This is a genomic window from Microcoleus sp. PH2017_35_SFW_U_B, assembly GCF_020737865.1.
Classification (GTDB): domain Bacteria; phylum Cyanobacteriota; class Cyanobacteriia; order Cyanobacteriales; family Microcoleaceae; genus Microcoleus.
The window spans coordinates 1-21,901 of record NZ_JAEQDE010000068.1 but is presented as its reverse complement, the minus strand read 5'-3'; the positions used below and the strand labels follow the sequence as shown (position 1 = coordinate 21,901).

At 45.0% G+C, this 21,901-nt stretch carries 21 protein-coding genes; 11 read left to right on the top strand and 10 right to left on the bottom strand.

Annotated features, from left to right (window positions below):
- Positions 1 to 131: 131 nt before the first annotated feature.
- Positions 132 to 287, bottom strand: coding sequence for a hypothetical protein (locus JGK36_RS19015; RefSeq protein ID WP_293201051.1), 156 nt, complete (start codon positions 285 to 287; stop codon positions 132 to 134).
- Between the two features lie 50 nt (positions 288 to 337).
- Here JGK36_RS19015 and JGK36_RS19010 point away from each other — a divergent pair, with 50 nt between their 5' ends.
- Together JGK36_RS19010 and JGK36_RS19005 are read left to right on the top strand one after the other, a co-directional pair.
- The gene (locus tag JGK36_RS19010; RefSeq protein ID WP_293197815.1) at positions 338 to 2,011 is read left to right on the top strand and encodes a methyltransferase domain-containing protein; all 1,674 of its coding nucleotides are present in this window, start codon (positions 338 to 340) and stop codon (positions 2,009 to 2,011) included.
- A gap of 241 nt (positions 2,012 to 2,252) precedes the next feature.
- Complete coding sequence (locus JGK36_RS19005) at positions 2,253 to 3,122, top strand: calcium-binding protein (protein WP_293197816.1); 870 nt, start codon at positions 2,253 to 2,255, stop codon at positions 3,120 to 3,122.
- Positions 3,123 to 3,249: 127 nt separating this feature from the next.
- Here the strand turns inward: JGK36_RS19005 and JGK36_RS19000 are convergent, their stop codons facing one another.
- From JGK36_RS19000 to JGK36_RS18990, 3 genes are all read right to left on the bottom strand, one after another.
- The gene (locus tag JGK36_RS19000) at positions 3,250 to 4,053 is read right to left on the bottom strand and encodes an MOSC domain-containing protein (protein WP_293197817.1); all 804 of its coding nucleotides are present in this window, start codon (positions 4,051 to 4,053) and stop codon (positions 3,250 to 3,252) included.
- A 217-nt stretch (positions 4,054 to 4,270) separates the two neighbouring features.
- Positions 4,271 to 4,570 carry a putative quinol monooxygenase gene (locus JGK36_RS18995; protein WP_293183860.1) on the bottom strand — a complete coding sequence of 100 codons (300 nt, stop codon included), beginning with the start codon at positions 4,568 to 4,570 and terminating at the stop codon, positions 4,271 to 4,273.
- Positions 4,571 to 5,052: 482 nt separating this feature from the next.
- Entirely contained in the window at positions 5,053 to 5,730 is a 678-nt protein-coding gene (locus tag JGK36_RS18990; RefSeq protein WP_293183857.1) for a hypothetical protein, read from the bottom strand.
- A 263-nt stretch (positions 5,731 to 5,993) separates the two neighbouring features.
- Here JGK36_RS18990 and JGK36_RS18985 point away from each other — a divergent pair, with 263 nt between their 5' ends.
- Complete coding sequence (locus JGK36_RS18985) at positions 5,994 to 6,476, top strand: hypothetical protein (protein ID WP_293183855.1); 483 nt, start codon at positions 5,994 to 5,996, stop codon at positions 6,474 to 6,476.
- A 145-nt stretch (positions 6,477 to 6,621) separates the two neighbouring features.
- Here the strand turns inward: JGK36_RS18985 and JGK36_RS18980 are convergent, their stop codons facing one another.
- The gene (locus tag JGK36_RS18980; RefSeq protein WP_293183853.1) at positions 6,622 to 7,125 is read right to left on the bottom strand and encodes a hypothetical protein; all 504 of its coding nucleotides are present in this window, start codon (positions 7,123 to 7,125) and stop codon (positions 6,622 to 6,624) included.
- A 443-nt stretch (positions 7,126 to 7,568) separates the two neighbouring features.
- Here JGK36_RS18980 and aroA point away from each other — a divergent pair, with 443 nt between their 5' ends.
- Positions 7,569 to 8,924 (top strand): 3-phosphoshikimate 1-carboxyvinyltransferase, encoded by a 1,356-nt coding sequence (gene aroA / locus JGK36_RS18975; RefSeq protein ID WP_293197818.1) that lies wholly within the window; start codon positions 7,569 to 7,571, stop codon positions 8,922 to 8,924.
- 216 nt (positions 8,925 to 9,140) lie between these two features.
- Here aroA and JGK36_RS18970 read toward each other — a convergent pair whose 3' ends face one another.
- Positions 9,141 to 9,575 carry a CAAD domain-containing protein gene (locus JGK36_RS18970; RefSeq protein WP_293197819.1) on the bottom strand — a complete coding sequence of 145 codons (435 nt, stop codon included), beginning with the start codon at positions 9,573 to 9,575 and terminating at the stop codon, positions 9,141 to 9,143.
- A gap of 196 nt (positions 9,576 to 9,771) precedes the next feature.
- The gene (locus tag JGK36_RS18965) at positions 9,772 to 10,776 is read right to left on the bottom strand and encodes a 2-hydroxyacid dehydrogenase (RefSeq protein ID WP_293197821.1); all 1,005 of its coding nucleotides are present in this window, start codon (positions 10,774 to 10,776) and stop codon (positions 9,772 to 9,774) included.
- 244 nt (positions 10,777 to 11,020) lie between these two features.
- On the opposite strand from JGK36_RS18965, the gene JGK36_RS18960 reads away from it, so the two are divergent.
- The gene (locus JGK36_RS18960; protein ID WP_293183844.1) at positions 11,021 to 12,025 is read left to right on the top strand and encodes an ion transporter; all 1,005 of its coding nucleotides are present in this window, start codon (positions 11,021 to 11,023) and stop codon (positions 12,023 to 12,025) included.
- 131 nt (positions 12,026 to 12,156) lie between these two features.
- Here JGK36_RS18960 and JGK36_RS18955 read toward each other — a convergent pair whose 3' ends face one another.
- The 3 genes from JGK36_RS18955 to JGK36_RS18945 form a co-directional block, all read right to left on the bottom strand.
- Positions 12,157 to 12,891 (bottom strand): energy-coupling factor ABC transporter ATP-binding protein, encoded by a 735-nt coding sequence (locus tag JGK36_RS18955; RefSeq protein WP_293183842.1) that lies wholly within the window; start codon positions 12,889 to 12,891, stop codon positions 12,157 to 12,159.
- A gap of 168 nt (positions 12,892 to 13,059) precedes the next feature.
- On the bottom strand, positions 13,060 to 13,716 hold the full coding sequence (locus tag JGK36_RS18950; protein WP_293183840.1) for an energy-coupling factor transporter transmembrane protein EcfT: 657 nt from the start codon (positions 13,714 to 13,716) through the stop codon (positions 13,060 to 13,062).
- Complete coding sequence (locus JGK36_RS18945) at positions 13,709 to 14,635, bottom strand: energy-coupling factor ABC transporter permease (protein WP_293197823.1); 927 nt, start codon at positions 14,633 to 14,635, stop codon at positions 13,709 to 13,711. The genes JGK36_RS18950 and JGK36_RS18945 overlap by 8 nt, the downstream gene beginning before the upstream one ends.
- Before the next feature lie 521 nt (positions 14,636 to 15,156).
- On the opposite strand from JGK36_RS18945, the gene JGK36_RS18940 reads away from it, so the two are divergent.
- The 6 genes from JGK36_RS18940 (at position 15,157) to JGK36_RS18915 (ending at position 21,371) form a co-directional block, all read left to right on the top strand.
- Positions 15,157 to 15,789, top strand: a complete 633-nt coding sequence (locus JGK36_RS18940) for a hypothetical protein (protein ID WP_293183836.1) — start codon at positions 15,157 to 15,159, stop codon at positions 15,787 to 15,789.
- 174 nt (positions 15,790 to 15,963) lie between these two features.
- Positions 15,964 to 16,437, top strand: a complete 474-nt coding sequence (locus JGK36_RS18935) for a hypothetical protein (protein ID WP_293183834.1) — start codon at positions 15,964 to 15,966, stop codon at positions 16,435 to 16,437.
- 21 nt (positions 16,438 to 16,458) lie between these two features.
- Positions 16,459 to 17,190: a hypothetical protein gene (locus JGK36_RS18930; RefSeq protein WP_293183832.1), complete on the top strand. Its 732-nt coding sequence runs from the start codon at positions 16,459 to 16,461 to the stop codon at positions 17,188 to 17,190.
- Positions 17,191 to 17,392: 202 nt separating this feature from the next.
- Entirely contained in the window at positions 17,393 to 19,291 is a 1,899-nt protein-coding gene (locus tag JGK36_RS18925; RefSeq protein WP_293183830.1) for a DUF3466 family protein, read from the top strand.
- A 303-nt stretch (positions 19,292 to 19,594) separates the two neighbouring features.
- On the top strand, positions 19,595 to 20,029 hold the full coding sequence (locus JGK36_RS18920) for a ferritin-like domain-containing protein (protein WP_293153590.1): 435 nt from the start codon (positions 19,595 to 19,597) through the stop codon (positions 20,027 to 20,029).
- Positions 20,030 to 20,420: 391 nt separating this feature from the next.
- On the top strand, positions 20,421 to 21,371 hold the full coding sequence (locus JGK36_RS18915) for an FTR1 family protein (RefSeq protein WP_293183827.1): 951 nt from the start codon (positions 20,421 to 20,423) through the stop codon (positions 21,369 to 21,371).
- The last annotated feature ends 530 nt before the right edge of the window (positions 21,372 to 21,901 follow it).

Below are 21,901 nucleotides of genomic sequence, written 5' to 3'. Positions count from 1 at the left end.
TTTTTGGGGAATCAGCCGAATCGATCGATCGCCTCAATTGAGCTTGCATGAGAGTATGGTTTAGCGCAAATTATAATTTTGCCGAATATTTGCTAACGTATATCAATCTTTGCACGATTGGCGAACAAGATTTAAATGAACCGCAGAGTATGCAGAGTACGCAGAGGGCCAGAAGAGAGGGAAGAGAAAGAGTTGGCATCGCGAAAATTTGGTGCTTGACAAATGTGCCGATCGCCATTGTATACTGGCATCGCCATGCTAACCTTCGTCTGCTGGTCTGTTGACATGGATTGCTCTGCTTTATTTTACGGCAAACTAATCAGGAATTTTAGGGAAAGTGATCGATCGCGCCAACCACGACCTCTTCAAGCTGCTACCGCCGGATGCTAAAGTCATTGTTGAAATTGGCTGCGGTACTGGTTCTAGGGGCGAACACTACAAGCTGATCAATCCCCACTGTCAGTATATTGGCATTGAATGCGATCGCGAAAAAGCGAAAATTGCAGTCGATCGGCTAAACTGGGTGGCGGTAGCCGATATTGAAGAAATTGCGATCGCCAGTCTCGACATCGAACCCGGAACTGTCGATTGCTTGATTTTTGGCGACTTGCTACCCTATCTCAAAAACCCCTGGGAGATACTACAGCAGTACAGTGCTTTACTCAAGCCGGAGGGGCAAGTTTTCGCCACAATTCCCAACGTTCAATACTGGCGGCGCATTGTCAATCTGTTGCGGGGACATTGGGAAAATCCCGACAGCAAGATGCAGCACTGGTTTACCCTTGAAAGTATTAAATCATTATTTGCTCAAGCCGGATTGCAGGTTTACGAATTGCAAGGGAAGGGACACAAAACCGAAAATTTTGCCCAATTCCAGCAATTGCTGCATCCAATGGTGAAGGCGTTAGAGCTAAAATCCAGCGATTTTGCTACGGAAACTGGTGCTGAATATTATATTGTGCGATCGACCAAATCGACCGTGCAGCCGCGCAGACTGCTGATCCAAACCATTATTATGGCTCCTACAGGGTGCGATCGCGTGCGAGTTCTGGAACCGGACAAATTTAGCGCCACAATTCCCGGTGTCCGCACCGTATCGGGAGTGAAAACAGCAGCATTAATTACCGAGTTTCCGGGAGAAGAAAAAGTCTTCGTCTGGCAACGGACAATCATGCAATATCCGGCTTACATTCCCAAACTCAAAGAACTACTAAAACAAGACTATTTAATAGTAGCCGAAATTGACGACAATCCCGTCCGCCGCCGCGAATACGCAGACAATAATTACCTCAGCTATCGGGGCTGTCACTGCGTTCAAACTACCACAGAACCGCTAGCCAAAATTTTGCGTCACTACAATCATAATGTTGCCGTATTTCCCAATCAACTAGCCTATCTACCTCCGCCGCGAATCTATCCAGCAGAACATACCGTCACGATATTTTTTGGCGCGCTCAACCGCGAGAATGATTGGCAGCCAATTATGGCAGCACTGAATCGAGTTTTAGCTGCACACAAACACCTGATTCGAGTTAAAGTTATCCACGATCGCAGATTTTTTGAATCTTTGGAAATACAGCAAAAGGAATTTGAATCTTTTTGCAGTTACGAACGGTATCAAGAAATCATGTACAGTTGCGATATAGCTTTGCTGCCGCTCGTTGTCAACCCGGTTAACGAAATGAAATCTGACTTAAAATTCATTGAATGTGCGGCGCGAGGAGTAGCGGTTTTGGCGAGTCCCACAGTGTACGAACATTCGATAGTAGAAGGTGAAACCGGATTGATTTACAAACATGAAAAAGAGTTTGAAACTAAGCTAAATTCGCTGATTTCCGACACTTCTATGCGCCAGGAAATAGCCGCGAATGCTTACGAATGGGTGCGCGACAACCGCTTGCTGTGCGGGCACTACCGCGAGCGCCGAGACTGGTACTTGCAAATGCGAGATGAGTTGCCACGTTTAAACGCTGAGTTGCGATCGCGATTGCCTGAGTTGTTTACCGACTGAATGCGGTAAGATTTATAGGGGTTTTTGTGCAATACGCTTGCGATCGGACAAGACGGCGGATAAGACGGCGGTTGAAACCGCTGCTATACAAACGATGTCCGCCTCCGCGGACTCAAGAGAATAACGTAATTTTAACCGTCCAGTCTTCAACCTGCGGAGGCAGGTTTTGTCTGTATAAACGCGGTTTCAACCGCCCAGTCTTCCGTTTTATTGTTTAATTTTTAATTGTTGATAAACACAAATGCGAATCCTATTCACTATTGCTCACTTCTACAATCCCAGCGGCGACGGGAAACACGCTTCCCAACGAAACGATCCGCAACCGCGCATCAATGCTTTAACAGCTTGCGTGACTTCGCTGCAAGCTTTGTATGGCAAATCTCAGTGCATGATTGACATTGGCGAATGTGCCACTATCCCAGCAAATCAATCTCAAAAGCACGAAATCGATATTGTTGTTTGCACTACTCAAGGTTATCACCTTTTGCCTCAACTACCTGTGCAGCCGAGGTCTTTTATGCACCACGCTACCAAATGCGAACCGCTGCTGTTGGGGTTTGAGTGTCAGGCTGTTTTGCGTTCTTGCCTTAACAAATACGATTATTTCTGTTATTTGGAAGATGATTTAGTTCTCCACGATCCGTGGTTTTTTAGTAAATTAAATTGGTTTACTCATCATGGTGGACATGGAAATTTGTTGCAACCCAATCGCTATGAAGTATCGCCTCAAGGTGCTGTTTTTAAAGCATATATTGATGGTGATTTAGTGCCAGGAGCTACTGCTAAATTTCAAAATGTGGAGGAGCAGCCGCAGTTGGCAGGGAAAATTATGGAACAGCCAATCTCTTTTGAGCGGACTTTGAATCCTCATTCCGGTTGCTATTTTTTGAATGCGGAACAGATGGCTCACTGGGCTAAGCAGTCTCATTTTTTGGACAGAGATACTAGCTTTGTTGGCCCGCTGGAGAGTGCGGCAACTTTGGGAATTATGCGGACTTTTAGAGTTTATAAGTCAACTCCTGCTTATGCTAATTTTTTGGAAATTCAACATTTTGGAGTGAGTTTTCTGAAGTTAATTGGTAATAAGGTGCGGATTTCGGAGGAAGGGTGAGCATCCTATTTGGGGCGGGCAAGATGCCCACCCCACAAGATCAGACGGCGGTTTCAATCGCTCGGTTTTATTCAACCCGCGGAGGCGGGTTTTGTCTGTATAGACGCGGTTTCAACCGCCCGGTTTTCTAGTAATTCAAATTATCGCCGATTTTAACTGTACCGCTGTTGATGATTTTGGCTAAAACTCCTGTTTGTGCGTGACCAAATTCTTGTTGTAGTAAACTGAGTAGGGCTATATCTCGATCGCCCGTTTGTGGATTTACTTCTACGTTGACACAGCGACCAATTCGTGCTGTAACTTCGATCCGTGCTGCACCTAATTGAAACTGTTTTCCGATTAACTCAAATTCCGACCAAGCTGAAATGCCCTCTAGCACAACATTTGGGCGAAATCTGCCCACATCTATATTTTGCTGGGCGACTTCGGTTAATCGATCGAGTGTAGCTTGACTGAGGAGAGAAATATGTACCGGTTCTCGATCGGGATAACGAGTTTCCCCACTACTGTTACCGATTAACCGCAAAGGTGCAAACTGCGGGTGTCTCGCTTCTTTTGTTGGTTGAGTCGCCGCCAGATAGTCGGTAAAAAAAGTGCTGATGCGATCGCGCCCCGCTGTTGTGTTCGTTTCTGCTGACAACACTGCAACTCCTTGACGCTTGACTGTTAAAACAGCCGTTTCCGGTTGATAATGGCATTCCAAAGCTGCTAGCAGAGGCCAATCGTTTTGAACCGCCAAATATTTTTTGCTAATCCAAGACGCGCTATAGGCGGGCATCTTTGCACCTTCAAGATAATCTGTAAACAGCAGCGCAAAAGCGCGATCGCCCTTAATACCATGTCCTTTCGTTAAAGCAAACTCCGACATTGCTTGCGGTGTTAGCCCTTTAATTGGATAAGTAAATAACTGCTTGATTGTTGCTACTGTCATAAAAATCTCGGAAATTGCTACAATTTTAACTCTAACTCTTCTTCCACCTTTATTAAGGGGGTTTTATAGTAGCCATCATAGAAATTTAGGTACGTAGTTGGGCTTCAGCCCTCTTTATATGTATGTCTAAAGAGGGCTCGCATCCCAACTACGTACCTATCTGTTAGGGGGTATCGAAGATGTAGCAGACATTAATTTAACTCAACCTAAAAACCAATTAAGCTAACAATTCATAGCGGCGAATATCTGGAAGCGCAACTGCTAAACCGTCTAATTTCTTCACTGCGGCTTGAATGTGAGTTGAGGCGAGATGCTGTTCGAGCAAAGCTGCACTTTCCCACTCTTCAAGGAAGGTAAAATCTGTAGGATCGGCTTGATTTTGGAGAAGTTCGTATTTGATGCAGCCTTCTTCTTGGCGAGTTGGCTCCATAATGCTCAGAAGTAGAGATTTAAGTTCTGCTACTTTGTCGGGAAAGGCTACGAGGCGCGCGATTACTCGCAAGGTTGGTGTGGACATAGAAGAAAAAATGAACAGATATGGCGATCGAATTTACCGATATTTATCGGGCAAACTCTATTAAACAGGATTTTACTTAAACTAACCTAAAAGAGGTCGATCGGTCAACAGCGAGCATAATCTTTCCAGGACGCGATCGAGTTTCAAAAACCCCCTTTATTCCGAAATTCTTCGTTACCAACCGCAGAACTTCGTATAAACCCGGTTTCTTTGTATATTTGAACCCACAAGTAAGTCCACCTAATTAAATCTACAATACGGATCGCTAAAAAGCTTGCTGTTTATGTCTTTCTCCCTCTTCCAACTGTCAACTATCAACTGTCAACTGTCAACTGTCAACTGTCAACTGTCAACTGTCAACAACTGTCAACTGTCAACTGTCAACAACTGTCAACTGTCAACTGTCAACTGTCAACAACTGTCAACTGTCAACAACTGTCAACTGTCAACAACTGTCAACTGTCAACTGTCAACTGTTCCGATCAATCTTTGGGATAAAATCGCTTGTTGTCTGTAGAATATTCCCAGGCGATCGCCTCCGGGTCTTTTTCGCTACTCCACTGAGCAAACTCTGGCTTAACTTTCCATTTGCCGATCGTACTTGCATGAACCTTGAACCTGCGGGAAAGTTCTGTTTGGGTAAAAGAGATTTTGGGCTTTTGAGGAGTCTTGGTTTGAGCAATCGGAAATAAATTTGGTTTTTTCTCTTGTGCTTTTTCCCGATTTGTGGGAGGCTCTTGAACAGCTATTGCGACATTAGGTGTTTCGCTTTGAGTGACAGTGGGGGCTATTTGAAAATAATACAAAATTCCGCCTTCTTCGGTTACTTGAAAATCGGCGGCAAACTCAAGAGCCCGTTCGTCGAGATATTCTTGAACCTTTTCTCCCGGGAGTTTCGCATTCATCGCCAAATCCAAGGCCGTAACTCGCCCTTGATTTTCCTTGATCAACCTGTAGAAAACCGAGTCTAAATGAGCGAGTCTGTGTTTTTGCTGCTGCTGGTAAAGCTTGTAAGCCCAAGCAACGCCCGCTGTGGTGGCGATCGCCCAAAACATCGTTCCCGACTCGAAACTGGCAACCGCCGTCAAGCAAATAGGCAAAAGCAGGGTAAGATATCCCCAAATGCTGCCCTTCTGTAGGTTATTGCTGTTTTTGACCATAGTTCCTAAACGGCTACGTAGTTTAGTTTAGCAGAGCGTGTCTGAAAGCCGCAGGAGTGTTTTGACAGTGGATATATCGATCGCCCTTGCCAAAAAACGGATACCGTTCGACGTACCCCTGTCAAGCGATCGCTCCCAATTTTAGACCCCAGTTAAAGCCCCCAGATTCAGATCGAGGAGTAAATCTCAAATCTAAAAATGGAAAATCGACTGAAACACTCTACTACAACATCCCATAATTTACTTTTTGCAACCGAGGATTCATGTACTTTTTTCGCAAACAAATTGCCATCCTGTTCGTAGTTGTTGCTTGCTGTACGCTGACGATTAGTTGCAGCGGCGATAACCGAACTGTCCAGTGTACCAAACTTATTGCAATTGTCACCAAAGGCAACGCTCTCATCAATTTTAAGAACGGCACCTACGATGCTGCAACGAGCAAGAACTTAGCTAAAGATTTGAACCAGACAGCTAAACAAATTGAAGCTTTGCGAATCACAGATGCAACCCTCAAAGAAATTCAGGCGCCGTCGGTTAAATTTTTCGGGGAAATGGGTCAAGGAATCGGTGACATGGGCAAAGCTCTTGAGGCAGGAAATCGGGCTTCTACAAGTATAGAAGGTCGAGAGCAAATCAAAAAAGCTAAAGCGGATATTGTCCAAGCGGGACAGCGAGCAAATCAAGCAGCCAAAGATCAAGACGCTTTGACTGAAAAACTCATTAATTATTGTAAGAGCGATCGCTAAATAGGTAATTACAAAAACAACCAGAAAATCAATTATAATATCCAGCAAGATGTTATTGTTTTTGGCGATCGCCTACATCATAACCAATGACTTCTGACTAATTACCCATTCCCAATGCCCAATGCCCAATGCCCAATTCCCAAATTTAATGATGAATTTCTAGATTCAAAATATAGGAACCGAGTTGTACTTTTTCCGACCACAACTCATATTCTAACCGCAGGTGTTCCGGTTCCGGCTTGCCTGTCAGGGTCAAGTTGCGGGTGAAGTTTCGGAGGCGCAACTGTTCGGGAGTCGCCAGCGATTCGCCCTGAAGCCAATAACGGCTCAGGCCGTACATTCCGCGTTCCCAGCAGTGGCGGTAACTGTACTTGCCGTTTCCTTGCATCGTCATAATCACTCGATAGGGCGAAACTTCCAGCCACAGCAACCGGGGTTTTGTAGTTGTGGGCAAGATCGTAACTTGCTCGCCAGATGTGTCAGATGCGTCGGAAAATTGCCGATCGAGTATTGCTGGTTCGTGCAACAACAAGTGAAAGCGATCCCGGTCTTTTTGATACAGGGTACCAGCGGTTTCAACAACTGACCACAAAGGTAAATCTGTGGATACTAGCGATAAACTTACAGGCTTGCGATGATGCGTCAGCATAAATAAAAGTGTAGGAGTTATTGTGGTTCGGGCAGTTTGAGATTTTAGAGTTTTGATTTTAGATTTTAGATTTTAGATTATCTGGGCTCTAAATTCCGGAGCTTTTGGTAAAAAAATACAAAATCTACAATTCGCAGTCAGAAATATAAATTTGTTCAGTCCAAAGTCAATTATCCGATCGATAACTCAGAGCTGAACCTGAAATCTCAGCAGATATACGGACTGTAATTGTGAAATTCAGGTAAAATCCATGCAGTGGTATCTCCTCTCCCCTGTAGCCGATCGCAGTTTTAGTAAATAATGGAACTGTATCCACCTGCTCCCAACCCTTATGCAGTCTGTCATTCCCCAATCTAAAATTTAAAATCTAAAATCTAAAATGGTATGACTTATGACTGGGAAAAGGTTAGGATAGCTAACGCCGTCCCATCCTAGTCTATCTCATGCAAGCTGCCATTATAACTACTTCGCCCAAGAGCGAAAGTCAAACTTTAAGCATTCAAAAACCTGCCTCGGGCTTGTCGCTGCGAGGCAGGATTCGAGTTCCGGGCGATAAGTCGATTTCTCACCGCGCTTTGATGTTGGGTGCGATCGCCCGCGGTGAAACTACAATTGAGGGACTGCTGCTAGGAGAAGACCCCCGCAGCACTGCTAAATGTTTCTCCCTTCTGGGAGCCTCTGTTTCGGAACTCAACGAGGAACGGGTGACTGTCCGGGGCGTTGGAATTGGTGAGTTACAGGAGCCTCTGGAAGTCTTGGACGCGGGTAATTCCGGCACGACGATGCGGTTGATGTTGGGAATTTTAGCCTCTCATCCGGGGCGTTTTTATGCGGTAACGGGTGACAGTTCTTTGCGATCGCGCCCCATGTCACGCGTAATTAAGCCGCTGCAACAAATGGGCGCGCAAATTTGGGGTAGAAAGAGCAATTCTTTAGCTCCTTTAGGGATACTCGGACAGCAGTTAAAAGGGATTCACTACCATTCGCCGATCGCCTCAGCTCAAGTTAAATCCTGCATTTTGCTAGCCGGTTTGATGGCCCATGGAGATACTACAGTCACAGAACCCTCTCTGTCGCGGGATCACAGCGAGCGGATGCTGCGGGCGTTTGGAGCTAAATTGAGCGTCGATCCAGAAACTTGTAGCGTGACAGTCAGTGGCCCAGCGCAACTGCAAGGACAGAATGTAATTGTACCGGGAGATATTAGTTCGGCGGCATTTTGGCTAGTTGCTGGGGCGATCGTCCCAGGTTCCGAACTCGTAGTCGAAAATGTCGGTGTCAATCCCACTCGTACAGGTATTTTGGAAGCTTTGGAGATGATGGGGGCGGACATTGAACTGCAAAATCAGCGAGATGCTGCGGGGGAACCGGTAGCAGATATCTTGGTTCGCTCTTCCCCACAGTTGCGGGGATGCACCATTGCTGGCGACTTAATTCCCCGACTGATTGACGAAATCCCCATTTTGGCAGTAGCCGCAGCCTTTGCGTCGGGTACTACCATCATTCGAGATGCGGCCGAGTTGCGAGTCAAAGAGAGCGATCGGCTGGCCGTGACTGCTGCGGAACTCAACCGCATGGGAGCCAAAATTACCGAGTTACCAGACGGTTTGGAAATTACCGGGGGAACTCCTTTAACTGGCGCGGATGTTGACAGCTACACCGATCACAGAATAGCGATGAGTTTGGCGATCGCAGCCCTCAACGCTACAGGTATTACTAACATTCACCGGGCCGAAGCCGCTGCCATTTCCTACCCCGACTTTACCGCCACTTTGCAACAAGTTTGCCATCCGAATTGAGAGGGGGAGAGGGGAAGATTTGGAAAATATTCCCGGGAGTATGTCATTTTTTCAAAAAACATTTTTTTACAGTGCTGTCCCCGCTCGCGATCAGGGACAGCACTACATACAAATGCAAAACTGAGATGCTCTCAATATTCCCTTTTCCTTCTGTCAACCCTTCTCTAAGCGAGCTGTCAACTGTCAACTGTCAACTGTCAACTGTCAACTGTCTAATTAAGAATCTTGACCGACAACTTGTTCTTTTAAAGAATCAATTTCCGTCAACAACTCTTTGCGGCTAGTAGCATTGAGCAAATAGCGGTAAACAAACCAACCCGTATATCCGATACCAATCAACTCAAAAAATGGAGCTACCAAAGGGACATCATTAAGAGCATCTAAAACTCCCAGCGTTACCTTAATACTAATAGCGCCTGCCAGGATTAAACCAATAGTTATCAGAGGTTTTTGATATTCAACAAAAAAGGTTGAGAGATAAGCTGGAAGCTCGGACAAAATTGTGAGAATTTGATCTTTAATATCTTGGGACTGGCTCCCTGGAGTTTCTGAGGTCATTGTAGTGATGACCCCTGGCTGGTCACTCACTAGGTCTACTGTCACAACTTCAGTGATAGTTTGCGTGTCGTCAGAAAAGTTAGCTTGGGTCATGGGATAATTCCTCCGTTGTCAAGTAAAATTGCACGCTTTGAGTTGCTGCCAATATAATTATCTGGCAATTAGCAAAGCATTCAGGCTGCTGGGGCTAATTGATGAGATTAAGGCAGAGCTTCACCAATTGCAAGCAAAAATAACGATATGGGTTGATTTTAAACAATTGCCTCCGTTGACAAATCGCTCTTTTGACTCATTTTTTCACTTCCCTGAGGTCGATTTGATTGGGACAAGTGCGCCCTTGTTCAAAATCGGTGATATTGCCGATCGTGGTTTCAGCGATATTTTGCAACGCTTCCTCGGTGAAAAAAGCTTGATGTCCGGTAATCAGGACGTTGGGAAAAGTCAGCAAGCGCTGAAATACGTCGTCTTGAATCACCTGATTTGACAAATCCTCAAAAAACAGATCCGTCTCTTGTTCGTAAACATCTAAGCCGAGGTAGCCAATTCTACCAGACTTCAGTCCTTTGGTAACAGCTTTAGTGTCGATCAACTGACCGCGACTGGTATTGATCAACATCATCCCCGGTTTCATTTGCCCGATCGCCTCTGCACCGATTAAATGATAAGTTTCTGGTATCAGCGGACAGTGGAGGCTGACAATATCAGAGTTGGCGAACAGTTGGGCCAGCGCCACGTATTCCATCCCCAAGGCTAAGCAATCGGGGTTTGGGGAAACATCGTATCCCAGCAAGCGACAGCCGAATCCGTGCAGAATTTTGGCAGTTAGCGCGCCTATTTTGCCAGTTCCGACGATTCCCACCGTTTTACCGTGGAGGTCAAAACCCAACAAGCCGTCTAGGGCAAAATTCCCTTCGCGGACTCGGTTGTAGGCGCGGTGGATTTTGCGGTTGAGGGACAAAATCATTGCGACTGCGTGTTCGGCGACGGCGTAGGGAGAATAAGCGGGAACTCGGAGAAGAGTTAAGCCTAAATCGCGGGCTGCGGCTAAATCGACGTGATTGAATCCGGCCGATCGCAAAGCCAACAACCGAACACCATTTTGGGCGATCGCCTGGAGCGTTTTTGCGTCCAAAGAGTCGTTAACGAAGGCGCAGACTGCCGGAAATCCAGCAGTCAGAACGCTAGTTTCCAGGTTCAGGCGCGGTTCAAAAAACACCAACTCGTGTTTGTCGGCGTTGGCTGCTGTCAGAAAAGTGCGATCGTAGGATTTGGTGCTGAATACGGCTACCTTCATGATGTTTGCCTGCAAATCCAGTAATAGTTGGCGATTCCTTCCAGATTAACTCTAAATTTTACTAAAATGCCGTTGCCCCAAACCACCCACTTTCCCCGATCAATATGGAGTTTTGCAACGAAAACATCTCTGAAATAACCAGATTTTTAGCCCTCCTCACAAATCCTACTGACGTTTTCAAAAAAACTTCTTAAGCTATGGTAAAGGGCGAGCATGAATTGCTAATTGTTTAGGAGAAACTCAGGTGCAAAAACAACTCAGACCAATAATTCATGAAATCTTAGAAGGTTCAGAGCGTAGCAATTTATACAGCTTAGCAGGCAATATTATTATCACTGGTTTGATTCTGATAAATGTTGCAGCTTTTATTGCTTCTACTTCCCCCAGTTTCTCCCAAGAACAAAAAAGTATTCTAGAAAAGATCGAAATTGTTGCATCCTTAGTATTTACAATAGAATATGGTTTGAGGCTGTGGGTATGTACAGTAGATCGCAGATATAGCCACCCGCTTTGGGGAAGATTGAGATACAGTCTGACACCACTAAGTCTAATAGATTTAGTTTCAATATTGCCATTTTTTACAGTGCTGTTATTTCCCGAGTTAAGCTTCATCAATTTAATTCGCCTGTTGCGTTTGTTACGGCTGCTAAAAATGAGCCGTTATTCACACTCAGTGCGAACTATGGGAGCAGTATTGTACGCAAAAAAAGAAGAATTAATCGCCACAGCTTTTGCAGTTTTCATTCTGTTAATATTTGCCTCTAGCATCATGTATTTTGTTGAATACGAAGCGCATCCCAAAGCTTTTGGGAGTATCCTCGATTCAATGTGGTGGGGAGTTGTGACATTGACGACTGTCGGCTACGGCGATATTTATCCTATCACTCCTTTAGGTAAATTTTTAGGAGCAATTTTAGCATTTTTGGGAATCGGGATTTTTGCGCTACCCGCAGGGATAATTGCTTCTGGTTTTTCCGAGGAAGTGCAAAGGAGAAAACAGGAAAGAATTGGGGCAAACTTAGACCAATCTGCTAATTGTCAATCGGTACCAATGCTCGGGGAAGTCGAGATTGGTTTTGAAGAACAGCAAAGGGCGATCGCGCTTTACGTCGAAAGTTCCGCCGACTTAATGCAAATGTGCATCAACTCGGCGAAACAGAAGCTAGGAAGTCATATTGAGAATGAAGAAGTTCTTCGGGATTTAGCTATTCATCTGTACAACGAGACTGTTCGCAAATTCCAGCTTTAATCAAAGCCATTGACAGTTGACAGTTGACAGTTGACAGTTGACAGTTGGTTCAAATTACCAATGACTAATGACTAATGACTAATGACTAATGACTAATGACCAATGACCAATGACTAATGACTAATTACTAATTACCAATCTGGCGGTAAATTGTAATATTCAAGAGTCGATCGATCTTTGAGCAATTCTTGAGTTTGTTCATCCACCCGAATCTGACCATCAGCCAAGACTAACGCCCTTTGAGTCGTTTTCCCAATCCAGTTCAAATCGTGGGAAGCGATCAAAATTACCTCGATCGGCAATTGCGACAAAACCTTAGCCAAATGCCTCCGCCACGACGGATCTAGTCCATTTGTAGGCTCATCCAAAATTAAAATTGCCGGCTCTAATGCTAAAATTGCAGCTAATGCTGCCAACCTTCTTTGACCCCCAGAAAGCTCGTGGGCCGAACGGTTGGCAAATTCAACCAAACGGAATTCGTCTAATAGTGCTAAAGCCCGATCGCGCGCAACTCCCTCTGGTACTCCATAATTGCGTGGCCCGAACATCACATCCTCTAAAATAGTCGGCATAAATAGCTGGTCATTCGCATCTTGAAAACAAAATCCAATCTGCTTACGCGCTTCCGATAAAGTTGCCTGTTCCAGCTTAGTTCCCTGCACTCTCACCTCGCCAGATTGTGGCATTTTTAAGCCGATTAAATTTTCCAGCAAAGTGCTTTTTCCAGCGCCTGTCAAACCAAGTAAGGCAACTCTTTCTCCCGGTTGTAAGGTGAAGGAAATTCCTTGCAATACAGGTTTTTGCTGCGGATATCCGAATACTAAGTCTTGTACTTCGATTGTTGGCACAACTTTGAGATTAGTCAATTTTATTTACCTCAATTTTAGGATTAAGAGTATTTAGCCGCAGAGACCGCAGAGGCCGCAGAGAGGGAAAGAGAAAAGGAAGAAGCAAGAGGGAAGAAGTAACAATTACCAATTACCAATTACCAATTACCAATTACCAATTACCAATTACCAATTACCAATTACCAATTACCAATTACCGTAAGAAGCTATTGTTAATCCGGCTGCGGTTAAAATCGTGACTGTCAGCCAGAGTCGCTCTTTTGGTGTTGATTTTGAGTCGGCGGGCAAACTGCCTTTGTAGCCACGAATCATCATGGCTGCGTGGACTCTCTCGGCGCGATCGAGACTTCGCAAATAAAGCGCTCCTATCATCGAAGCACTGGCGTATCTCAGCCATCCCACGCTACCCGACAAACCTCGCAGTTGAGCGGATCGTTTCATCCGGTTGACTTCTGCGAGCAATATTTCTAAGTATTGTCCAGCTAAAAGCACAATCTCTTGTAAGCCTGCTGGTAGGGGCAATCCTTTCAGGGCAATTCCGAAGCTGTGTGGCGGCAAAGTTAGCAGAAAACTGTTCATAACTAGCAAGCAAATGAGGGAACGCAGCAACAGAAAACTCGCTCGTTCCCAACCTTGTGGTAGCACTAATAAGGAGAGGAAAATTAATTCTGCTCCTAATAGTTGCAGCAGGGTTCGCAGCGGTGCTTTCAGCCAAAGTGACCAAAAAAGTGCGATCGCCCCATAAATGCCCAGCCACAGCCAAGCACCTGTCTTCATAAAACCAATCCCAATCACAATTGTGAGAGACAGTCGCAATCGAAAAGGTATGGAAAGTTTAAGCATCTTTAGATTTCACCAACTGAGCAATCCCAAAAGCCGTACCGAAACAAATAGCAGAGCCTAAAACTCCAGCAATGCTAGTACCTATTGGTTGTTCTTCTAATCCTTTAACACCGTAACCAGCGAGAGGAGTTGGAATCTCAATCGCCACAGCTTCTTTATCTTTAAAACCGTATTGTTCTGCTACCGCTTCTAACCCATCAGGCCAACTTGAAGCAAACAATGAAAGCACGCCACTAATTAATAACACCCCAATTACTGGCACTAACCATTTCTGTAATTGTGGCTGTTCTCCTGGTAACAAATCCGGCCGTACTTTCACGAGATAAGTTAAAACACCGCCTGTAATTAGCCCTTCACCAATCCCAATTAAAATATGAATACCTACCATTGCTGGCAATGCGATATTCAGCTCTACTGTGCCCGAAATTGCCAATTCAATCGCCACACAAATCGAAGCAGCAACAACGCTGAGAGCGGCTGCAATCCCCGCAGCTAGCGGCAAACGATTTCTGGAACCTCCCAATAGTTGCTGCAATGGCTGCAACAGCCACCAACCCACCCAAATTCCGACTAGCCCCATATTAAAAATATTCGCTCCCAGTGCGGTGATGCCCCCATCCGCAAACAAGACGCTCTGAATTATAAAAACCGTACTCATCGCCAGAGTTGCCGCCCAAGGGCTACCCAAAACCACGGAAGCTAGTGCGCCTCCCAGCAAGTGCCCGCTGGTGCCACCTGCTACAGGAAAGTTAATCATCTGGGCCGCAAACACAAAAGCCGTGGTTAAACCCATGACTGGAGCTTGTCGCAACCCAAGACTGGCGCGGGTTCGATTTAGGGCAACTGCAATAAATGCTGCGCTTGCTATGCCCGTGGCAATTGCTACGGGCGGTGAAAGAAAACCATCAGGTATGTGCATCGATATCTCCAAAACATGAGAACTCCCAACCTTTTAGTCAACTATTTTTTACAAAACTTTACAATCCCCTCTGGGGGGATTTTTGCCGATTTTGGTTTCAGAAGCCACGTATTATCGGCTTTTTGATAACTATTATCAATAATTCGCGATCGACCTGGCAGTAAAATCCCTGAAGAATCAAGCTTTGACGCAAATCTTAAAATAAAATTAACAAAAGACTAAAAGTCAATAATGTCCCTTATTATCGGTTCTTGAGAATTAGTTGCATTACTTGCTTTCTAAAAGAAGCGGTAGAAATGCCGAGTAAGCAGTAAAAGTAAAAGTTTTGGGTGCTCTAAAAACTAAAAAGCCGGATTCTATTGCTAGTTAATGTCCTTTTAGCAGTATTTTAAGGCGATCGATCGCGTGAATGTGCGATCGACTCCTCCGCACGGCTTGTATTCTCAAGAAAGTCAAAATACTAATGCAACTATTCTCAAATACGTTCCCGAACAATCCAAACTCAATGAGGCCCGATAGCGGTGCAAAATTCAATCGAAAAATCAACTACCGATTTAGTTCCATCTGAATTTCCCAGACAATTAGATATTGCTCAAGTTTCTGTCTACGGGCTGAGCATTTTATCCGCTGGTTTATTTCTGTTTATGCCTTTCGTTAACCTACTCCATCCCAGCCCTTGGCAGCGATGGATGGGAACCATTCACGGCATGGGTTCAATGTTGGCATTAGTAGTCATGGCTTATACCGGACACTTAGCATTTCCCTTGCTACGGGGAGTCGGTAAAATCTTGCCACAAATGCGTACATTAGCCTTTTGGTCAACTCTTTTGAGTTTTTTAGCCATTGCTACCGGCAACTTATCATATATGCGCTATCGAGCAGGCGCAGATTTTGGCGGAGCTCGTGCTTGGCTGAAATCAAACTCGCCTTTAGTCCAGTACATTTTGATGGAATATCACGAATTTAGCGTGCTATTTACATTGCCTTTGACAGTAGCTTGTGCGTGGATTTTGTGGCACTATGGCGACTCAATTTTAGAGAAAAAAAATCGCCCCGTTTTAGCAGCCACGTCTGTAGCTTTGATGGCAATCATGTTTTTTGCAATGGGCGGCATGGTGAGCGGACTTGGTGTTGCTAAAATTCACGCTCTTTAGTAAATAGTTAGTTGATCTAAGATTTTGCACTATTCGCAATAATCTTCTTATGTGCGGGCTAGAAGCCCACCCCACGAAAACATTTATTTTTTGTGGAACAGTCATCTTGCCTGTTTATTTTGACACTATTAGCAACAGCTAATTACCAATTTTCAAACTTAGGAGATTTCTGCAATGACTCGACAGTTTTCCCGTGACAAATCTGCTGCAAATGAACCTTTTTACGGCAAAATTTGGACTAATCTAAAACGCTTCCCCAATGCTTTAGCTGACGGAGCAGAAACTCCGCCTAAAGATTCTGGTCCTGCGGCTGCCGCATTAATTAGTGCTGGAATTGGCTGTTTTACAATGATGGTAACTCACCACTTGTCAGACACATCCAAAGCCACAGAAAAACTTGTTTGGAATCTCGGTACTTGGATTCCCGGAAGCAAGACTGATAACGAATTGTGGGGAAATATCGGCAGTTACACTGGCAAAGAAACTATGTTGCTTGTCGGTTGGCTTGTCAGTTGGCCCATTCTCCATGCTTTATGGAAGAATAAGAACATTAAAAGCCGCACCATATTTTTATGGATGTTTGGCTTATTAGTTGCCGCCACAGCTATGTGTTGGCATCCTCTATTTCCCTATTTGCCGTTAACTTAAGTAATACGAGGTTTGTTGTCAATGGAAACTAAAAATAAGCCACTTCCAGCGAGGGAGATGCACAAATTTGTTTGGGTTGGCGTAGGAGTTTTTACTCTTTTTTGTGTGACTTATCCCATCGCCATGTGGCGTGTCACTCAAAAAGAAAAGTTTCGCGGTATTTACGTCAAGTCTTTGACAATTGAGGGGAAAGATCCCGCTAAGGTAGCAGATGTTAATGCTGTTGCTAATAAACCGGCGGAGCCAGCTATGGCGACTAGCACAACACCTCCGGCTTTAGCTGTTGATAGCACAAAAAAACTGCCTGAAAAGTCTCCTGAAATTGCACCTGTTGCTAATAAGTCTCCTGAAACGGCTATTGCGAGTAGCCCTACAGATAAGACTGTCCAAGCATTGCCTGTGTCAGCAGGTAAGCAGGAAGTTCAGGCGGTTGAGGTCACTAATCAGACAGCGGAAATTACCGATCGCACCAAACTAGATGAGTTAGCTCTCAAAGTGTACGATCGCATAAATCAGACTTGGCAAGCTACTCCCACATTCACTCAAAATCTAGTCTATCGAGTCACTGCAAGTCAAGACGGGGCGATCGGCAACTTCGAGCCCCTCAACCAACCAGCCAAGGATTACACCCAAGAAACCCCCCTGCCAAATATGCTGAAGTCTTCCCAGACAGGCAGCACCAAGGCGACAGTACCCGCAGCTAAGTTTACGGTAGTATTCGCTCCTAGCGGAGTATTGGAAGTTAACCCGTAAAACTAATATTAGTCATTTACTGGATAGGGCGAACCTTTAGTCATTGCAAAAGGTTTGAGATTTTTCCAGTGCGGCATCGACTCAATTCTCATCAGGTTTTTTCGAGATTATAGCATCAATCTTGATCCCAAAGTCTAACTTCAGGGTGTAGTTTTACACGCGCTCAAATACAACCCAAACATACATATCAAAGGAGTTTCTAATGGTTCCCGATAACTTGTTGAATACATCATTTCCCCTGTTTCCCAATACTGCTATTGCAGACTTAGGAATATCCAGTGACTTGTCGCAGTTGAATAGTCTGATTGCAAAGTCGATTGGCTCACCCAGCACCCTCAATTCAGAAAGAACCGCCAGCGAAATTAAACTACTAGATAATGACAGCCTAATCACAGGCGATGGCAGCGGTACACTTTTTGCAGGCACTGGTAAAGACATCATCAATGCCGGGGCAAAAGCCACCAGCATCTTCGCTAGCGAAGGTAATAAAAGCATCGTCGGCAGCCCAGGTGACGATACCATCTACGCTCAAACAGGCAATGACATCATCAATGCCGGAGAAGGTAACAACCGCGTCTTCGCAGGCAAAGGCAACAACCGCGTGGTTACAGGTAGTGGCAACGATTTCGTCACCGCAGGTAGTGGCAACGACCAAATCTACACCGGTGCCGGCGATGACAACATCAACGCAGGCGACGGCGATAACTTGATCAAACCAGGAACTGGCAACGATACAGTTTCCCTTGGCAATGGTAGCGATCAAATCGTTCTCGAAGCAGGCCCTGGTTCCGTTACCATATCTGGATTTAATGGGAGTACAGATAAACTGCGCTTAGGCGGCAGCCTCGCGGGCCAATTCCTCTCCTTTGTCACCGAAATGGGCAACACCCTAATCAAAGCCGGAGATGACTTGTTGGCAACCATCAAAGACGTAGCTACGGGAGTACAAAAAGCTCTCCTTTCCAACGATATCCCGCTGTACCGCTACCAGGCTATTGACCTAGGTTCGATCGCACCCACAGGCAATGCCACCCAAGCTAATGCTATTAACGACAAAGGACAAATAGTTGGTCGTTCCCAAACCACCGAAGTAAGTGGCACAGGCTTCCGCAATCAAGGATTTGTTTGGGAAAATGGGGAGTTCAAGCCACTGACTAGCACTGGCATCAAAAATGGCGGCGGTGACAATACCGGAAAAGAGGTTACTCAGCGCGGTGGTGGCGGCTTTACTGCGGCCATCAATGATCTAGGTGCGATCGCCGGTACAAGCGATGAATTTGCCGGTCGAGCCACAGACCGCGGCTTGCTGTGGCAAAGGGAGGCTGGTGGCGATTACACCCTACAAATCACCGATTTGGGTGGTGTTGAAAGCTACTTCTTCGACATCAACAACAAAAACGAAATTGCTGGCCGCCACATCTACGGGCCCGGTTCTACCTCAACAGCCTCAAATCGCACCCGCGCCTTTTATTCAAGCGAAGGTTTCATCAACCCCCTGCCAGATTTGGGCGGTGACACAGGTAGAGCGGTTGGAATTAACAATAAGAGTGTAATTGTCGGCGAAGTTGACAGTGACGGACTCAACGACAAGACCGTAAACACTGCGGCGTTGTGGGAAAAAGGCGCAGACGGTAAATATAAACTAACCAACCTCGGCACCTTTGGGGCAGAACAAGCCACTCTCCGTGACATCAACGATAGCGGTCAAATCATCGGTAGTACGAGCGGTGGCACTGGGGCTACAGCCACAAGCTCACCCTTCCTCTTGCAAAACGGTCAAAAAATCAACATCGGCAGCCTTGGCGGTGCAACCGGTGCCGCCGCTGGCATCAACCAATTCGGTCAAGTGGTCGGCGTCTCCCAGAATTCGAGCCTTCAAAACCGCGCTTTTGTCTGGAACAACGGCACTATCAAAGACTTGAACAGTTTGATCCTCACAAATCCGAGCTTTGGCGGCTCGAATGTGACATTAACTAACGCTACTGGCATCAATAACTTTGGCGATATTTCTGCCTATGGCAGTTACACCTACAGAGATGCGAAGGGCGTAAACCAAACAGGAACTCGCGCTTATCTGCTGAAGGCATTGGTGACGACTTAAATAATCAGTCGAAGTACAAACGCAGATACTTTTTGGGTATCTGCGTTTTTCTGTGTGCATGTGGGGTTAAAAAATTCCTTTATTTCTGATAATTATAATAATTATCAGAAATGTCAAAAATGCTAAGTTAAAACGATGTACTGAGGGCGGGAGCGATCGATAACTTTTTCCTCTTCCAATCGAGACATTAGCCGCGTGACGGTAATCCGAGTTTTGCATTCGATATTGCTATATTGCTATTAAATTAAAAAATGTGATATTATGACAACTGCTCTTGACTGCATCTTAGATCGAAAATAGCAAATGAAAGAACTCGACGAGAAAAAAACCCAAGAACTGCTATGCACCATCATGGAATGGGAACTAGCAGGAGTAGTGCGCTACACCCACTATGCACTAATGGTGACAGGGCCAAACCGAATTCCCATCGTGCAGTTTTTTCAAGCACAAGCAACCGAATCCCTACTCCACGCCCAACAAGCCGGAGAAATTTTAACAGGTTTAGACGGACATCCCAGCCAAAAAATTGCCCCCATCGAAGAAACATACAAACACTCCATCAAAGACTTGTTGGAAGAAAGTTTAAATCACGAGAAAAAAGCGCTTAAAAAGTATAAATCCTTACTAGAAGTCGTCACAGACTCCAGCGTTTATCTCGAAGAATACGCCCGCACTCTAATTGGACAAGAAGAATTGCACCAAGTGGAACTCAAAAAAATGCTGCGGGATTACAGTTGATTTAGTCATTAGTCGTAGGGTGCGTCGGTACAAAGAATCACTCAAAAAAAATAGACAATCTCAAAGCGACGCACCTTACCATTCGTCATTGTCATTAGTTACTCCAGAACCGCCTTAAGAGTATCTATAGCGTATCTAGCTCTCATATTCGCGGACGTTGTTGGGAAGAGATCCCTATACGTTCAAGGGTTATAATAACCTGTCAGTCATACCTCATCTTTTTGAGAAAGGCTATAAGTCCTTCTCTTAGTTTCTATTCCTTCACGCCCTAGCGCTTACGCGCGGCTTCGCCTAACGCGCCTTCGCGGATCAATAAATTGATATTCTGCCAGCGCTAAAATAAAAGTTGCTAAAGACTAAACACTAACTACAAATTAGCAGTTATCAAAAAATGAACTTTACTGAAGCCATCCCAACCTTTGTAATTACTCTCCGTGAAGGCGTAGAAGCCGCCTTAGTCGTCGGAATTGTCCTAGCTTGCTTGAAAAAAGCCGACCAAACTCACCTCAATTCTTGGGTTTATGCAGGTATCGCAGCCGGCATTGCTGCTAGCGGTTTTGTCGGTGTTTTATTCAATGGATTGCTCGCAGCACTATCAACATCAAATCAGCCTTACGCACCCGTAATTAAACAGCTATTAGAAGGCGTATTGGGAATTTTTGCGATCGCCATGCTAAGCTGGATGCTAATTTGGATGACTCAGCAAGCCCGCTTTCTCAAAGCCGAAGTTGAAGGCGCACTTACCGCAGCTTTAAAATCAAACACGAATGCTGGGTGGGGCGTATTCGGCTTAATTTTTATCGCCGTACTTCGCGAAGGTTTTGAAACAGTTATATTTATCAGCGCTCAATTTCAACAAGGTTTAACTCCAGCTTTAGGTGCTGTGGGCGGTTTGCTTGGGGCTGCAATCATTGGTTCCCTAATTTTTAAATGGGGTGTCAAAATCGATATCCGCCAGTTTTTCAAATTTATGGGAATCTTATTATTGCTAATCGTCGCCGGTTTAGCAGTCTCTGCACTCAAACATTTTGACGCCTCCGCTGCCATTTTGTCCCAGACGGATAGCCAGTATGCAGCAATTTGTGTTTTTTACGATCGCACTGCACAACTCCACTCTTGTATTTTAGGCCCGATGGTGTGGAATGTAGCGGGAGTTTTGCCCGATCGACAATTTCCGGGAGTGATTCTCAAAGCGCTCTTTGGATACCGCGATCGAATCTATCTTTTGCAAGCTGTTGGTTATACAATATTCTTACTAACAGTCGGCGGTCTTTACTTCCAAAAATTAACCCCTCAACCGACTCTTCCTACCAAAAATACTCAGCCTGCTCCCCCTCAGTAGCCTTAGCCTTGCTAGCAGTTTTTATCCTTTGCTTGGCTGCTCCAAGGGCGATGTTCAGTTGACAGTTGACAGTTGACAGTTGACAGTTGACAGTTGACAGCACTTGACAAAGGAAGGAAGAGGATTGGAGTAATGAATCGTCTTCTTTTGATTTCTCAAGGGCGATCGGGCGGGCGGGCTTTCAACCAATTCTTTATGGTAAAAAAATAATTGAAAAAAAATCACCCCAAATTTTCAGGTTGCGGGATTGATTGTTTGACTTATGTATGATACTATTTGATAATGGGAATATTTTTTATTTTTTTGATAAATACTTATATTTCAATTATTAAATTATACAGTCAATAGCCCTGAAAAGCAAGTGGCAATCCTCAAAAAAAAGAAAGTTTTTTAACTAAACTTAACAAAATTTTAAAAGTTAACAGTTAGCCGTTAGGGACTCGCGGACAAATAAAATACCAGTCAAAATGGGATAATCGTGATATCCCATTTTGGTAAAGTTTCAGAACGTTGCCATGAGGGCAAATATT